The sequence below is a fragment of the Halobellus sp. MBLA0158 genome (assembly GCF_041477585.1).
Lineage (GTDB): Archaea > Halobacteriota > Halobacteria > Halobacteriales > Haloferacaceae > Haloquadratum > Haloquadratum rubicundus.
The window spans coordinates 1,873,572-1,889,166 of the sequence record NZ_JBGNYA010000001.1; the positions used below are offsets into that span (position 1 = coordinate 1,873,572).

The following is a 15,595-nucleotide window of genomic DNA, read 5'->3' on the forward strand; positions in this document are numbered from 1 at the left end:
GATGACCGATTCGCGCTCGCCAGAGGGGACCGATACCGCCCCTGCGTCCGCGACTCCAGCGGACGGCTCGGGCGACTGGCAGGACCTGGTCGACGGCGACTACGTACGCCGATACCGGACCGCACTCCGGGACTCCCTCGACGCGCGACCCGTCGCGGACGCGTTCGAATCGTGGCGCCGGTACGTCCGAGACCGGCACGGGGGCGTCGTCGACGACCTGGCGAGTGATCGCGACGACCTGGCAGGCGACCGCGACGACCCGGTAGACGACCACGACGACTCCCGGACCGAAATCGCCCGGTCGCTGTTCGTCGAGACGCTCGCGTTCGACTTCCGACTTCGCTCCGTGCTGGAGGCGTTCGAACGCCAGTTCGACTGTTCGGTGCGGCGACCTCTCGGAGTCGGCTCGTCGATCCCGTACGACCCCGGATTCGAGTCCGTCCACGACTACGTCTGCCCCCGAATCGACGCTGCCGACGACGAGCGCTCGGCCTTCGTCGCCGCCGCCAACGGATTCGCTCGCGGGGCAGACCCGGACGCCGTCGCCCGACTGCACCGGGCGTCCGTGTCGCTGTCGTTCCGACGGGCGTTCGGCCGCTACGACACCCCGACCGGCATCGCCGAACTCGCCGTCGAGGAGGCGCTCGGTCCGTTTCTCGACGATGCGAGCGGCGACCAAACCTCACTCCCGACCGTCCTCGATCCGGGCTGCGGCGCCGGAGCGTTCCTCGCGGCCGCGACGCGCGCGATGATCCCGGGGTCTGATCCTGACTCCGATTCCGAGTCCGACTCCGCTCCTCCTTTCGATCCTGCTCCCAATTCCGCTACCGATCGCGACCCCACCGACCGAGTCCGATCGATCCTCGACGCCGTCCGCGGATTCGACGTCTCGCCGACGGCCGTTCGCGCGTCGCGTCTCGCGATGGTCCTCGCGATCCGGTCCCTCCTCGCCGAGATCGCCGCTGAGAGGAGCGCCGACGGCACCCCCACCTTCGCGCCGCGGGTCGTCCTGGGCGACGCCGTCGACGCCATAGCGGCGGACCCGCCGCTTGACGGCCGCCGGGCCGACGCGCTCCTCGCGAATCCGCCGTGGCTGACCTGGGACGGGCTCACAGAGCGGACGAAGTCGCGCTGGCGGGACGGCCCGATCGCCGACGCGGCGCTCGACCTGTTCGACCGCGAGGGAGCCGACGCCCGACTCGGCTACGCCAACGACGACCTCTCGGTCTCGTACGCCTGGGCGTGTCTGGACCGGCTCCTCCGGGACGGTGGGCGCGCTGCGGTGGTGCTGAAGCGCGACGTCCTCACGGGCGTCGCGGGGGCCCGCGCTCGACGGTCCACGCTGGGCGAACGGGGCCTCGAACACGAGCGGATCCACGATTTCGGCCCGCTCTGTCCCTTCCCTGACGTCGACGCCGGCACGGCGCTGTTCTCGCTCCGCGTGGGCGATCGGGCGGCTGATCAGATAGCTGGAGAGGCCGATGGAGACGGAACCGAAGCCGGTTCGGACGGAACCGGAGTCGATAGAGACGAAATCGGTGGCGACGGTGGCGTCCCGACGACCGAGTGGCGCGCCCGAAGCGACGACCCCGACGCGACTCCTTCGGCGGATGACGGCCGCGACCGATTTCGGTCCCTGGCGAGGATGCGGGCGTCGCTCGACCGCTCGACGACCCGGCTCGTCCCGGCGGCGCCCGACGAGCCGACGTCGCCGTGGATCCGCGCCGACGCGGAGCGGCGAGCCCTCGGTGACAGCGCCTACCGGATCCGCCACGGCGTGAAGGACGACGCGAAGTCCGTCTACGCCGTCGACCGGGAGACGATCGACCGCCACGACCTCGAACCCGACTACCTTTACCCCTACCTCAAGTCCAAACACGTGGTCAAATACGGCCTGTTCGGCTACGATCGGCAGCTGATCCCACAGCGGAAAGCCGGCGAGGACAACGAAGCGGAGCTCCGGAGGCAGGCCCCACAGACGTACGCGTACCTCGACGCACACCGCGACCGTCTGACCGACCGCGGCTCGACGTGGTTCGACGACGGCCCGTTCTACTCGCTCTTCGGCCTCGGGCCGTACACGTGGGCGGACTACAAAGTCGTCTGGTGCCGGCTCGGGTTCAAGCCCCACTTTGCCGTCGTTTCGACGGTGACCGATCCGCTCCTCGGCGAGAAGCCCGTCGTCCCGGGCGATCACTGTATGTTCGTCGGGACCGACGACGAACGCGAGGCGCTCTATCTCTGCGGTCTGCTCAACTCCGCCCCCTATCAGCGATGCCTCCGCGACGTCGCCTCCGGCGGGAAGTCCAGCCTCTCGAAGTCGACGGTCGAACGGCTCGCGCTGCCGGCGTGGACGGGCGACCGAACACAGCGACGACTGGCGGAGCTGACTCGAACCGCCCACGACATCGTCCCCCAGCACGTCGACTGCTCGAAGCGAGCCTACAACCGCAAGACGATTCCGGAGCTCGCGTCGGTCCAGGCGGAGATCGATCGCACCGCGGAGGAATTCCTGACCGCACGCACCCAACACGGCTCGGACGAGACCGACCGACGGGACCGGGCCGTCCGCGACCCCGATGAGTAACCCTTAAGTCCGACAGCGGCGCTACCTTGAGGTGCCCGCTCTTAGCTCAGCCTGGTAGAGCAGCCGACTGTAGATCGGCTTGCCCCCCGTTCAAATCGGGGAGAGCGGACTCGATCTCCTGTCGAACCCGAATCGACACCGATGGTCTCGCCGACCGCAGAGCAGTCTCCGATTTCTCGCCAAGAGGCGACGAATATCGAACGTAGTACCAAGCAACGGATCTGTCGGTATCGGCCGTCTGACTCGGGCCAGCGGCGCTCCCACTCAAACATAATTATCATTTATAATAATAAACGCCTAAAGCTATCACCTCTCCCCGACGAACGTCACAGTATGGCACACGCTCCCACAGACGGCGCCGACCGGCCCGACGGCCCAGCGGCCGCCCCGGAGGGGGCGTCGACGAACGAGCCGCGACCCCGCTTTCGAGCGGCGGTCTTCGTCCTCGCGGACGGGGGCACCTGCGCCGAGATCGCCGACTCGATGCCCGACCGGCTCCCCGTCGAGACGTTCACGACGTCCGCGTCGTTCGAGGCGGAATTCTCGGAGAACGTGGCCGTGGCGGTGTTGTCTCTGGCCGTCCCCGAATCGCGGCTCTCGAAGCTCGTGCCGCGGATCATCGCGACGTCGCCGTCCGCTCGGATCTGCCTCTCGGCGTCGAGCGGTGCGGAACTCGACGCCAGCGACGTCCCGCACGACGAGGCCGTCGTGCGGCCCGTCGACCGCGAGTCGTTCACCGACCTGATCACGCGGCTGTACGTCCGCGCGTACTACGTCGTCACGATGGAGCGATACTTCAAGATCGCCGTCTCGATCCGGCACTGCGAATTCCGGCATCGGAGTGCGGACGCGCCCGACGACGAGACGATCGAGCGCCTGGAGCGCCTCAAACGGGCGCGGGACCGCACGGAGAGGTACCTCTCGTACTTCCGGGGCTACCTCGGTCAGGACGACATCAGGGCGATCAAGAGCCGTCCGGATCGGCTCGACGACCTGGTGCGGTCATCGAAACGGGGGCCGGACCCCTCGGACGTCGGGCTCCCCGAGACGTGTCCGGGGTGCGGTCTCGACTGGACGGCGTGGCACGGTCCGGGCCTCCGCGACGGCTACCAGCGACTCGGGGCCGACACCTGGGAGTGTACCAAGTGCGGCCACGTCGTCGCCGACACCGACCCGCAGGGCTACTACGTGAACTGAGTCCGGAACGGCTTATTACCGAGCGACGCACACGGGGAGACGATGCCGACAGCCTACGTCACGGCCCCGCGGGCGGCGGCCGAAGACCTCGCGTCGTTCCTCGTCGACGAGCGCCTGGCGGCCTGCGTGAACGTCGTCGACTGCCGATCGACCTACCGCTGGGACGGCGACGTCCACGAGGCCGAGCCGGAAGCGATCCTCCTCGCGAAGACGACGGCCGAACGCTACCCCGACCTGAAGGCGGCCCTCGAAGCCGAACACCCGAACGACGTGCCGTGTATCGAGCGCTTCGACGAGGCCGACGTGCTCGATTCCTTCGCCGGGTGGATCGACAGCGAGGTCGCGTGACCGGAGTCGAGTACTCCCAGAATGCAACGATACGTAGCTCCCAATACCGGCTAGTAGGCCTCATATATCGGCTTATGCGCCGCGGGCGTCTGTTTCGAAACGATGTCCGATCGCGACTGCCCGGCCCGCGTCGTCGTTCGGCGGCCGATGAACGACCACGGGACGATGACCGTCGAACTGTGTGAGACGAACGAGATCCGCCACGTCTGCGAGTACGCGACGCCCGAACTCGAACGCCGGCTCGGCTCCCTCCCGGCCGAGGCGGTCCTCCCGTTGGCGATGGCTCGCGTCGGCGTCCGCGCGAACGTGTGGCGCGCCGTGGCGATCCCCGATCGGAGAGCCGCCGACGCGGCCGCCGTCGAATCCGATCGAGGACTCCGACAGCCGCCGTAGCCGGAGCACCACGTCCCGCGGTGATCCGATCGGACGTTTTTCTACGGTCCGCCCCGAGGGAGCGGTATGTCGACTGACTCGATCGCGTTCCCCTACGAGACGGAGCACGAAGTCCGGTTCCGCGACCTCGACGCCGTCGGCCACGTGAACAACGTCGTGTACGCGACCTACTGCGAGCAGTGCCGCGTCAGATTTCTCGAAGCGGTTCTCGGCGAGCGCGCCGCCGACCTCGGCGTCGTCGTCGCGCACCTGGAGCTCGACTATCGGACGCCGATCGAAGGGACAGGCACCGTCGCCGTCGCGATGGAGCCCGGCGACGTCGGCGACTCCTCGTTCGAGCTGACCTACGAACTCACCTTCGAGGGCGAGGTCGTCGCCACCGGCTCGTCGGTCCAGGTAGTCGTCGATCCCGAGACCGGCGCGTCGGCGCCGCTCCCGGACGGCTGGCGGGCGGTGCTCGACGCCGAGGCCTGAGCGCTCGCCTCACTCGCCCACGACGGCGTAGACGCGCCCGGTCCCGTCGGCGAGGAAGACCGCGCCGTGGCCGAGCGCCGGCGGCGCGTCGGCCCACCGCCCGAGCGAGAGCCGCCACCGGACGTCTCCCTTCGCCGCGTCGAAGGCCGACAGCGTTCCGGCGTGATCCCCGGCATATACCGTCGCCGTACCCGCCTCGCCGGTCCCGCCGGTTCCGTCGGCCTCGGTAGCGACCGCCGGGGAGGCGTGAATCGCTCCCTCGGCCGGCGCGCGCCACGCCACGGAGCCGCCCTCCCGAGCGAGCGCGACCACTTCACCGGCTGTCGTCCCGACGAAGACGTGCCCACCGGCGACCGCGACCCCGCCGTAGATCGCGCCGTCGAGCGACTGCGACCACCGGCGGTCGCCGTCGACGCCGACGGCCGTCACCGTCCCGGACTCGTCGGCGACGTAGACGCTCCCGTCCGCGACCGCCGGCCCCGAGCGGACGTCGCCGTCGAGGGAGACTTCCCAGGCGACGTCGGTATCCGCGGTCGATCCGCTTCTCCCGTCTGTCACGACCTCCAGCGCGACGAGTCGACCCGCGCGCGTGGCGGCGAACAGCCGGTCGTCGACCACGGCTGGCGCGCCGGGGACAGGAGAGCCGAGTCCGCGCCGCAGACGGAGGCTGCCGGTCCGCGCGTCCACGGCCGCGACGCCCTCGCTGGTCCCGACGTAGCCCCAGCCGTCCGCGTAGGTGATCGGCGAGCGCGGCTCGACCTCGGGGGTCGATTCCCACAGCGACTCGGGCTCCGGAAAGTCGATGTGGGGAGTCGGCGTGATCGTGGGCTCCCCGGGACCGGGGATCGCCGTGGGCGTCGCCGTCGGCGGGAGGTCCGCGCCCGGCGCGTCGCCGTAGTCGATCGTTCGCACGCGGGCGAACGAGCCGTCGGTACCGCCTGCGAGGAGCGTCTCGCGCGAGCCGTCGGCGCCGTCGAGGAACGCCGGCGTGAGGCCGGTCCCGCCGATGCTCCCGACGACGCCGAGTTCCAGCCCGTCGACCGCCAGCAGGTCGTACGTCCCGCCGTCGCGGCTCCCGCCAGCGACGGTCCGCGGCCCGACGACGGGACCGGGCACCGTCTCGGGCTGGAACGGCAGAGTCCACCGCTGTTCGCCCGAGGCGGCGTCGACGGCCACGACCGTCCCGTACCGGTCGCCCGCGTACGCCGTGCCGTCCTCGACGCGGACGTCGAACTGCACCGCCCCGTCGGTCGGTGCCCGCCACCGGACGGCGCCGTCGTCGCGTCCGACAGCGACGAGGCCCTCGGTACCGCCGAAAAGCGCCGCCTCGTCGGTCAACACGGGGTTCGTTCCGACCTCCAGGCCGGGGCCGTCGCCCTCGCCGGTGCGCCACGCGACCGAGCCGTCGGGGGTGAGTTTCGCGGGGCCCTCGCCGAGCACGACGACGTAGACCCCGTCGGCCGCGGCGGTCGGGCCGCGGGTCACCCAGTCGCCGACGGTCTCGCGCCAGCGCTCCCGCCCGGACCCCGCCTCGACGGCGTGGACGGCGCCCCTGTGCGTCCCCGCGAACACGACGCCGTCGTGGACGCCGGGCGGGGCCGTCGGGTGCCCTTCGAGGGGCTCCGTCCAGCGCACCGTCCCGCTTTCGACGTCGACGGCGACGAGGACGCCCGCGTCCCCCGAGCCCCCGCCGTCGTCGGCGTCCCACCGCCGTGCCGCGACGTACGCGACGCCGTCGACCACGACGGGCGGGAACGCGCGGCTCGGTTCGCCGGCCTGCCACAACTGCTCGCCGGAGGCGAGGTCGACCGCGACGACGCCCCCGGAGAAGGTGCCGACGAACGCGCGGCCGCCGTCGAGGGTCGGCGCGTAGAGGATCCCGCCGGGGACGTCGATCGTCCGTCGCAGTTCACCCGTGTCCGCGTCGAGGACGGTGAGGCGCTCGCGCGCGGGGACGACGACGCGTCCGTCCGCCGCGCTCGGCGGGAAACGCCCCGCCTCGACCGTGGTGCGCCAGCGGACGGTTCCGTCTCCGTCCACGGCGGCGACTCGCCCGTCCTCGGCGACGGCGTAGACGGCGGCTTCGGAGTCGTCCCCGTCGCCGGTCTCGAACGACGCCGTCGGCCCGCTCGGACCGGGGACGCCCACCGCCGCGCCGACGGTGCCCGCCGCGGTGGTCTCCCAGCGCACGCTCGGGTCGCTCGTCGGCGCCGTCGACTCCGCCGCGCCGGTGTTGGCGGCGTCCGCGCGGGCCTGGGGCCACGGCCCCACGAGCGTCGGCGCCGGGCCGAGGTTGGCGTCCGTCCCCGATGACGGCGATGCGGTCGATCCCGCTGTCCTGTAATCGGTCTCCGGCGACGACGTTCCCGGCAGTCCACACCCCGCGAGCGGGAGGCTGATTCCGACGCTCGCGAGCGCGGCGACGAGGGACCGACGCGTCGTCGCGGCGGTGGGATCGTCCGGCTCGCGAGCGTCGGACACGGCAGCGTCCGAATCCGACGGAGGAGGGCTGTGCATACCCTCCCTGACCGACCGAGGGATAAGTGCTTTCGGCGGGCCGCCGCGGTGCGGTGATCGGTCCGAGGACGACCCGCGGACCGCTTCCGAGGCAGGGAGCGATACCGGGGGCGAAATTATTTGACGCTCGTCGCAATCAGTGTACATATGGAACGAACCGGGCCCGGAGCCTTCCTCCACTCCTTGTACCGCCGGTACGTCGGACCGGTCCGAGACAGCCGCGACGTCTACGCCGGGTTCGGCCTCTTTTTCACCGGCGTCGGGCTCGTGGTCGTCTCGATCGCCGTCTTCCTCTGGAGCACGACCGTCTCGCCCAGCGGGACGTTCAAGTTCGTCCTCCGGGAGTTTGCGGTGACCGCCGGCGCCGCGGGACTACCCATCGTGCTCTTTGGCGTCACGGTCCTGCTCCCCGTGTCGCGCCGGATCGACGCCGCCGCCGGATTCGGCGTCGTCGCGTGCCTGATCGCGGCGGTCCGCTTCACCCAGATCTACCCGCAGGCGTGGTACACGTACAGCAGCACCGTCGTCGGCATCTACGCGCTCGGCGCGGTCGTCGTCGTCGCGACCGCCGGCACGGCGCTGTCCGGCTACCACGTCGAGCGGGCGACCGTCCGGACCGAAGCCGAACTCTCCGGCGGCTCGACGTCCGGTGAGTCGGAAGCCGCCGCCGACGAGCCGGAGGTCACCGACGAACAGGTCCGCCGAGACATCGAAGACGCGATGGAGGGCGCCGAGATCAACTGGGGCGGCGTCGAGCGCGACAGCGGCCGGACGCTGACGCTCACCGACTCCTCGCTCGACGACGCCGACAGCGTCGGCCTCGGCAACGCCTCGGCGAAGGAGTCCCGCGGCGGCAGCGTCGACGACGCGGTGGCGGGGCTCCAGAGCCTCCGCGGCGGCCAGAAGAAGACGGCCACGAGCGACTCCGGCACGTCCGATCAGGTGAACGCGCTGGCGGAGTTGCGGGCCCAACAGCGCGAACGCGAGGAGGCGGCCGCTGACGACGACGCCGACGGCGTGTTCGACCGCCTCCGCTCGCTCTTCTCGTGAGGTCGGCCGTCGGCTGACGGCGCCCCGCCGCGCCCGGTCGCCGAGCGAGATATGACAACAATCTACACAGTGCAATTTTTGTGGTATCCTAACAAGGGTTACCTATGGCCAAAGGCCTGGACGTCGGTACGATGAACATCCTGTCATCGAGCCCTGACGGTGACGGGACGAAGTTCGTACAGCAGCGCAACTCCTTCGTGGAGATCGAGTACAGCGATATGGCCGAACAGATGCTCTCGCGGAGCGAGGTCCTCCATATCCGGAAGGACGACAAGGTGTACGTCGTCGGCGACGACGCCCTCAACTTCGCGAACATCTTCAACAAGGAGACCCGCCGGCCGATGCAGCGCGGCATCCTCTCCAGCGAGGAGGCTTCCGCCATCCCGATGATCAAGCTCATCACCGAGCAGGTCGTCGGCGAGCCGAGCACCGACGGGGAGAATCTGTTCTTCTCGTCGCCGGCGGACCCGATCGACTCGGAGCTCTCGACGCTCTACCACCAGAAGACCCTGGAGTCGATGCTGTCGGACATGGGCTACGACCCCGAGCCGATCAACGAGGGGATGGCCGTGATCTACAGCGAGCTCGCAGACCACAACTTCACCGGCCTCGGCGTCTCCTTCGGCGCCGGGATGACGAACGTCTGCCTGGCGTACTACGCGGTGCCGGTGATGAAGTTCTCGATCGCCCGCGGCGGCGACTGGATCGACCAGCAGGCCAGCCAGGCGACCGGGACGCCCGTCGACAAGGTGACCTCGATCAAGGAAGACGACTTCGCGCTCGACTTCCAGACCGACGTCGGCGGCGTCGAGGGCGCGCTGTCGATCTACTACGAGAACCTCCTGGACTACGTCGTCGAGAAGCTCTCGGCGGAGGTCGACGAGGAAGACGTCGAAGAGGACCTCGACGTCCCCGTCGTCGTGACCGGCGGCACGTCGAGCCCCGACGGCTTCGAGGAGCTGTTCGAGCGCCACCTCGAAGACGTCCAGATCCCGTTCTCGATCAGCGACGTCAGGAGCGTCGACGATCCGCTCTACAGCGTCGCCCGCGGGGCCCTCGTCGCCGCCCGCTCGGAAGAAGAGTCCGACGGCGCGGCGGCCGCCGCGAGCGCGCCCGAACCGGAAGAAGACTGAGCCCTCACCACGGTCCGATCCCCGATCCGCTACCACCGGCGCTGTGAAACAGGCCGGTCCCCGCTTTTTCGACGTCGCCGACGGTCCCGATCAGTCGACGGACTCCGCCGAACTCACTCCTCAGCGTCACGCTCCTCGTGACCTGCCGAATCGGTCGGAGTCGAATCGCTATCGGATTCGGTTGCCGATTCCGACTCCTCAGCTGAGTCCGCTTGGGGTTGTACGTCCGACTCCGCGTCGGACTCTGACTCTGACTCTGACTTAGCCTCGGCGTCGGATTCTGTCTCTGCCTTCACTTCCGAGTCGGCATCCGACTCTGCTTCCGTTTCCACTCCCGCCTCGATATCTGACTCTGCTTCCGCCTCAGCATCCGACTCTGCTTCCGCCTCCGTGTCCGTCTCCACTTCCGCTTCAGCGTCCGCGGATTCGTCCGATTCCTCCTCCTCCGATTCGTTGGCCGTCTCTCCGGCCGCGCCATCCTCGTCGTCGTTCCGCAGGGGCGCCTCTGCGAGTGACTGGCGGAATCGATCGATCGCCTCGTCCCAACTCTCTTCGGCGTCCGGGTTCGGCTCGAACTCGGAGGTGACGTCGGCGAACCGACAGCGTTCGCAGTACGTCGCCTCGCCGTCACCCCCGGCGATCGTGATCGTCGACAGCGGTCGGCCGCAGCGGGGACAGTCCATACGCGACCGTTCACGCCCCCGGTAGTTCAATATAGCCGACGTTATTCCAGCAGCGCCTTCGTCTTCCGGTGGCGCCCGCGGAACATCGGCTCGAAGCCGACCACCGCGAGCGGCGACGCCGACCGCCCGAGCGGGCCGCCCGGCAGTTCGTACTCGACCTCGTCTTCGACGATCGTCTCGTCGCCGTCGGCGACGAAGCGGTGCGTGTGGATCCACGTCGCGAACGCCCCGCCGCGCATCTCGTCGCGGAAGGTCGCGCTGTCCTCGTCGGACTCCCGCGCGACGATGACGGACGTCCAGCGCTGGCGCGGCCCGAGACCGAGGGGCTGCATCGACATCTCGATTTCCGCGCCCGTCTCCAGAACGTCGGGATCCGGCTCGCCGTCGGGGCCGGTAACGGATTCGATCCGGAGGTTCATCCACTCCGGCGTCAACGCCTCAAGTCCCGAAACGCGCGAGTGGAACTCCCAGACGTCGGAGAGCGGCGCCGACACCCGAGTCAACCGCGAGTACGTGGCCATACGGGAGCGAGGCGCCGACGAAGTAAAAGCGCCGTGGCGGATGGCGGATCCGACGTCCGTGGGTCGGGTCCGCGTCGGCCGCCGCTTACAGCGTGAAGCGGGTCACGTTCGTTCCCGCGGCGGTCAGGTCCTCGTCGCTCGCGGCCGCGACGATGATCTGGTTCTCGCCGTGTTCGATGTCGAGCGACGCCTCGAAGCCGCCGTCCTCTGGCCGACGGAGGGTGATCTCCGACGGCGTCTTCACCGCGACGACCGCGGCGTCGGTCTGTCCGGACACGACGATCTCGTCGCCCTTGAAGCGGGTGCTCACGTGGAGGGAGGGGGCCTGCTCCCGGTCGCTCTCGACGTAGCGCTCCCGGAGGACCGACGGCGTCTCGATCGGCTCGCCGACGTCGATCCCGTGGGCCAGCCGGACGTACTGCGCCATCGACCACGCCAGCGGGGTCGCCGCGCCGGTGCCCTCGCCGAACGCCCAGTTGTACTCGGTGCTGTGCTCGCGGTCCCAGACCTGCTCGGAGAGCATCCGCCCGGAGTTGGCGAATCCCGCCATCGTCTCCAGGAGGTTCTGCGGCTCCAGCGCCTCCTCGTCCGGGTCGTGCAGGAGTTCGTACTCCCCGCGCTCGCCGGTGAAGATGGGCCAGAGCCGCCCTTTGCCCTTCGCCTCGATCGACCACGGCGCGCCCTCCTCGTCGACGGCGCGCTCCCCGTAGCCGTCGCCGTTGTAGCGGTAGAACGCCGGCCCGTGCGGCGTGTCGACGCGGATGGTGTCGTCGACCTCCTGGACGGAGTTCACGACCGTCTCGTCGTCGGGGGGCTTGATCCCCAGCCGCGTCAGTTCGAGGAAGCCGGCGTCGATGATCTCCCGCTCGTCGAGCGTCGGGCCGTTGTTCGCCAGCGTCCGGAGGTGTCCCGCGTCGGGGTCGCCGTCGCGGGTGATGCGGACGAAGTACGGCGTGTTCTCGTGCCGCTTGGTGCCGGTCTCGGTCGCGGTCCACTCCTCGACGCGGTCGGCCCAGTCGTCGGCGAGCGCCTGCCAGATGAGCGCGTCGGCGTCGTGGCCCTCCTCGCGGGCGATGGCGGCCGAACACCCGAGCCCGGCGATCTCGGCGGCGATGGACGACGGCGAGTAGCCCGCCTCCTCTTCCCAGCGCTCCTGGGCGGTCGGCGGGCCGTTCCGCGCCACGTAGTCGGCCGAGCGCTTGACGTTCTCGTACTCGTATGCGGCGGTGTCGAAGTCGACCCCGTGCTGGCGGAGCATCCACGCCATCACCGCCGGGAACGAGATGTTGTCCATCTGCTCGCCGCCCCAGCGCGTCCGCCCGTTCAGGTAGGTGTTCTGCGGGATGAAGCCGCGGTCGTCCTGCTGGTAGCGGTAGATGTACTCTAAGGCCAGCCGACCGGTCTCGATGTCGCCGACCGCCTCGAAGGCGGTGAACACCTGATAGAGGTCCCGCGACCACACGAAGTTGTAGCCGTAGCCCTTCGCCTCCTCGGCGCTCACGGCCTCCCCCCACGGCACCGACGGGGAGGCGATCCCCGCGCCGAGGAACGTCTTGTCCTCGACGGCGCGGAGGCTCATCAGACAGGCCTTGTACTGATTCGCGAGCGTCTCGTCGTGGGCGACCGAGTCGGGCAGGTCCTTATCGGCGAGGAACGCCCGCCAGGAGTCGACGTAGCCCTCGCGGACCGTCTCGTAGTCGCGGCTCAGCGCCCCCGCGGCCTCCCCGAGCGCCGCGGCGGTGTCGGCGTCCTCGGCGAACCCGAGCGCGAGGTGGTTCGCGACCTCCTCGCCGGTGCCGATGCGACCCACGAGGACGACGTTCTCGTCGTCGACGCTGTCTTCGGGCTCCGGCGCGATGCCGTCCGAGAAGAGCTCCGCGAGGTAGTCCGACCCCGCGACGCCGACGGTGGCCCACTCGAAGCGGCCGGCGGCGGCCATCGCCGCGGCGACGCTGTACTCGTCGCCGTCCTCGTCGATGAGGAGCGGCTCGGCGTCGCCGGCCGGGTCGTAGGCGCTGGCGTCGCGCGCGACGAGGTTGTAGCCGGTCTCGCCGCCGAGGCGGATCCCGCGGTCCGTGGTGCCGGTGTTGACGAGCGCCGTGTCCGCGACGGCGTACAGTTCGTACTCGTTTCCGTCGTCGGCCTCGAAGTCGACGTCGACGAGCAGGGCGTCGTGTTCGGGGTCGGCGACGTACTCCGCGGTGAGCGTCCAGCGGTGGCCGCGGCCGTCGCCGGTCTCCTCGATCACGTGCCTGAAGAGGAGGGCGTCGTCGTCGGCGACCTCCACGCGCCGCTCGATGGTGTCGGCCTCGTCGTCCCGCCGGGTCTCGTTGTGCGTGCGCGCGGTGTACGACGACCCGTCGGCGCCGACGACGAGCAGATCGAACGTCCGGAGGTTCATCAGGTCGACCCGCGGGAAGCGGACCTCGGTCAGCGACCCCTCGGTGAGCGTGAACCAGATCCGCGAGGGGTCCGCCTCGGTGTGGTCGGCGACGGTTCCGACGCCGTACTTCTCGCCGGTGGTCCAGCGCGGCCGACTCCCCGGCCCCGAGGGCGCGGGCTTCGGCGCGGGGAGCGCGTCGTGTCGCTCCAGCAGTCCGGTCGCCCGCAGGCGCGTCGCGTGGGACCACGCCAGCGGCGTCGCGCAGTCGTGGGTCCCGTCGTCGAAGACCTGCTCGGAGAGGTAGCCGGCTCCGGTGGCGAACGGTCCGTCGGGCTGTAAGAGCTCGTAGAGTCCGGTCGCCTCGTCGAGGAACTCCGCCGCGGCGTCCTCCCGTCCGTAGGATTCGAGGAGCTCGGCGAACTCCGCGGCGGCGGTCGCCCCCCAGGCGGTCGAGACGGACCAGATCTTCTCGTCGTCCTGGTCGGCGCTCCGCCAGTAGTCGCCCTCGAACCGGATCAGCCCGGCTACGTCGCCCTCCTTGGACTCGCGGTAGAGGTCTGTGAACGCGGCGCTGAGGTGGGTCTCCAGCCGCGACAGCTTCGACTCGGGAATCTCGGGCAGTCGGTCGACGTCGTCGTAGGCGGCGAACGCTTCCACCAGCGCGAACGACCCGGAGTCGATCCTGGCGTCGAGCCCGCCGTCGTCGCCGTCCCGCAGTCGGAGCGCGTAGATCTCGTAGGACTCGTCCCAGAGCAGGTCCAGGCCGTCGAAGACGGCGTCGGCCTGCGCGCCGGCGTGCTGGGCGAGGTCGTCGGAGACGGGGGCGGCCGCGACCGTGGCGTAGGCCTGGAGGAACGTGGCCGCGGTGTGGACGAACCGCCCGACCATGTTCTCCCAGGCGTTCTGACACGACTCCGGGAGCCCGTCCTCGGCGAGGCTGTCGTCGAGGGCGTCGACGCCGTCTTCGATCGTCCCGAGGACGCGCGACCGGAGCCCCTCCGAGAGGTCGCCCCCGCGCTCTGTGAGGAGCGTTGCCAGATAGGTGACGACGCTCGCCGTTTGGTCGGCCTGGTACTCCGGCGAGTCGGAGTCCTCGACGCGGGCGTTGGCCCACCCGGGCGCGAGCGAGCCGTCGATCGCCCACGCGCGGTGCGGCCACGAGCCGTCCTCTAACTGCGTGTCGCAGAAGAACCGGGCGATGGCCGTGAGCCGGGCGTCGACCCCGAGGTCGAACTGCGCGTCGCTCCGCAGCAGGTGTCGCGCGACCTCGGCCTCGTCGCGGAACCACGTGTAGCCGTAGCCGCCGGTGTGCGTGTAGAACGGGTCGAACTCGGGGCCGGCGACGTGCGCCCCCGACGGCGCCGTCAGGAGCGACAGCGCGCGGAGGTCCGAGCGGACCGAGCGCGACCGGGGAACGCCCTCGGGGACGAACACCTCCGCGCGCTCGCGGGCGGCCTCGCGGATGTCGTCTGCGGTCGCGTGTTCGAGCGCGCAGTGCCGCAGGTCGCGGAGGGCGTCTTCGCGTTCGACCTCGTCGTGATCGGACAGCTGGGTGACGAGCGTCGTCTGGACGCCGCGGTCCTCGGGTTCGAGCGGGGCGGAGACGACGATGTCGCCGCTGAGGTGGGTGTCCTCGTAGCGTTCGAGGACGGCCTCCCGGGGGAACTCGAAGGCCTCCTCGGAGAGGATCTCCTCGAACCGCTCGGGGATCTGCCCGCGGACGTCGTCGATGCCGGTCGAGGCCGTGACGTAGTCGTGCTCGCGGCGGTGATACACCTCGACGGCGGTGGTGTCTTTCGGCCCGGCGGACTCGTGGATGAGTCTGCCGACCCGCGTCTCCCGACCCTCGGGCGCGAGGGTCAGAAACGCCGTCAGGTGTGCGTCCGGCGGGATCGCCCCGCGGAGTTCCACGTGGGTCACGTGCGCCCGCCCGAGCGTCAGGTCGTACTGGTGTACCGTGTACGAGCCGGCGTTGTACTCGGTCTCGACGAGGCTCGTCTCGCGGTAGTAGTGCTGACGGACGCGCTCTAGGTCGTCGAACCACCGGATCTCGCCGTCCGCCTCGATGGCGAACCGCGAGCGGTCGATGCCGTACAATCCCGAAAGCGCCGACGAGTAGTCTCGGAGGGCTCCGTCATCACCGACGTGGACGAGGCGGTCGCCGTGCCCGGAAAACGCGCCGTCGCTCGTGGACACCTCCCCCGGAAAGTGTCCGTCGCGGTCGCGCTTGTACTCGTTCAGCACGGTCCGAAGTCTCATACACACGGACCAGTGGGCCCGTGACATAAGTATTGACGGAACACGTCGAA

Annotated in this window: 11 protein-coding genes and 1 tRNA gene; 8 read left to right on the plus strand and 4 right to left on the minus strand. The window is 70.0% G+C overall.

Going from position 1 to position 15,595, the window contains the following annotated elements; translation table 11 throughout:
- Position 1: 1 nt before the first annotated feature.
- The 6 genes from OS889_RS09620 (at position 2) to OS889_RS09645 (ending at position 4,999) form a co-directional block, all read left to right on the plus strand.
- Positions 2–2,587 carry a type I restriction endonuclease subunit M gene (locus tag OS889_RS09620; RefSeq protein ID WP_372389424.1) on the plus strand — a complete coding sequence of 862 codons (2,586 nt, stop codon included), beginning with the start codon at positions 2–4 and terminating at the stop codon, positions 2,585–2,587.
- 35 nt (positions 2,588–2,622) lie between these two features.
- A tRNA-Tyr gene (locus OS889_RS09625) sits at positions 2,623–2,696 on the plus strand.
- 224 nt (positions 2,697–2,920) lie between these two features.
- Positions 2,921–3,784 (plus strand): hypothetical protein, encoded by an 864-nt coding sequence (locus OS889_RS09630; RefSeq protein WP_372389426.1) that lies wholly within the window; start codon positions 2,921–2,923, stop codon positions 3,782–3,784.
- Between the two features lie 42 nt (positions 3,785–3,826).
- The gene (gene cutA / locus OS889_RS09635; protein WP_372389428.1) at positions 3,827–4,132 is read left to right on the plus strand and encodes a divalent-cation tolerance protein CutA; all 306 of its coding nucleotides are present in this window, start codon (positions 3,827–3,829) and stop codon (positions 4,130–4,132) included.
- A 102-nt stretch (positions 4,133–4,234) separates the two neighbouring features.
- The gene (locus OS889_RS09640) at positions 4,235–4,525 is read left to right on the plus strand and encodes a DUF7999 family protein (protein WP_372389430.1); all 291 of its coding nucleotides are present in this window, start codon (positions 4,235–4,237) and stop codon (positions 4,523–4,525) included.
- Between the two features lie 66 nt (positions 4,526–4,591).
- Positions 4,592–4,999 (plus strand): acyl-CoA thioesterase, encoded by a 408-nt coding sequence (locus tag OS889_RS09645; RefSeq protein WP_372389432.1) that lies wholly within the window; start codon positions 4,592–4,594, stop codon positions 4,997–4,999.
- A 9-nt stretch (positions 5,000–5,008) separates the two neighbouring features.
- Here the strand turns inward: OS889_RS09645 and OS889_RS09650 are convergent, their stop codons facing one another.
- On the minus strand, positions 5,009–7,516 hold the full coding sequence (locus OS889_RS09650) for an outer membrane protein assembly factor BamB family protein (RefSeq protein WP_372389433.1): 2,508 nt from the start codon (positions 7,514–7,516) through the stop codon (positions 5,009–5,011).
- Between the two features lie 147 nt (positions 7,517–7,663).
- Here OS889_RS09650 and OS889_RS09655 point away from each other — a divergent pair, with 147 nt between their 5' ends.
- Both OS889_RS09655 and OS889_RS09660 read left to right on the plus strand, forming a co-directional pair.
- On the plus strand, positions 7,664–8,566 hold the full coding sequence (locus tag OS889_RS09655; protein ID WP_372389435.1) for a cell division protein CdpA domain-containing protein: 903 nt from the start codon (positions 7,664–7,666) through the stop codon (positions 8,564–8,566).
- Between the two features lie 104 nt (positions 8,567–8,670).
- Entirely contained in the window at positions 8,671–9,699 is a 1,029-nt protein-coding gene (locus OS889_RS09660) for a disk-shape morphogenesis protein volactin (protein WP_372389436.1), read from the plus strand.
- A gap of 113 nt (positions 9,700–9,812) precedes the next feature.
- Here the strand turns inward: OS889_RS09660 and OS889_RS09665 are convergent, their stop codons facing one another.
- The 3 genes from OS889_RS09665 to OS889_RS09675 form a co-directional block, all read right to left on the minus strand.
- Positions 9,813–10,412: a hypothetical protein gene (locus OS889_RS09665; protein ID WP_372389438.1), complete on the minus strand. Its 600-nt coding sequence runs from the start codon at positions 10,410–10,412 to the stop codon at positions 9,813–9,815.
- Between the two features lie 11 nt (positions 10,413–10,423).
- Positions 10,424–10,903, minus strand: a complete 480-nt coding sequence (locus OS889_RS09670) for an SRPBCC family protein (protein WP_372389440.1) — start codon at positions 10,901–10,903, stop codon at positions 10,424–10,426.
- Positions 10,904–10,988: 85 nt separating this feature from the next.
- The gene (locus OS889_RS09675; protein ID WP_372389442.1) at positions 10,989–15,545 is read right to left on the minus strand and encodes a DUF7997 domain-containing protein; all 4,557 of its coding nucleotides are present in this window, start codon (positions 15,543–15,545) and stop codon (positions 10,989–10,991) included.
- Between the last annotated feature and the right edge of the window lie 50 nt (positions 15,546–15,595).